Origin of the sequence: Aeromicrobium phragmitis (assembly GCF_003674095.1) — a bacterium.
Classification (GTDB): Bacteria; Actinomycetota; Actinomycetes; order Propionibacteriales; family Nocardioidaceae; genus Aeromicrobium; species Aeromicrobium phragmitis.
On sequence record NZ_RDBF01000284.1, the window covers coordinates 1 to 296 of the forward strand.

Sequence of the window (296 nt, forward strand, 5' to 3'; positions counted from 1 at the left end):
GGTCGGGGAGGATCGCCAGGGGCGGGAACGCTGGAAGCACCCCGACATCGACTCCCGCGATGTCGACCCGTGTGTCGGCACCGAGTGCGATGCCGGGTCCGAGGATGATCGCCAGCGCCCACGCGACGAGGGTGGGCAGGGCGAGGAGGCACAAGGCGCCGAGGACGAGGCCGCCCAGGTACCCGGGGTTGAGCGCGGCCCACAGGTCGGCGGCGGCTTGGACGCGGCTGGCCGCGACGATCATCACCAGCACGAAGGCGATCGCGACCACTGCTCCTGCGGCGCGAAGTCCCGCC

Annotated in this window: 1 protein-coding gene; it reads right to left on the minus strand. The window is 72.6% G+C overall.

Annotation, left to right across the window (positions count from 1 at the left end):
• The coding region (locus tag D9V41_RS18180) for a cell division protein PerM (RefSeq protein ID WP_243697338.1) at window positions 1–296 on the minus strand (296 nt) is incomplete at both ends.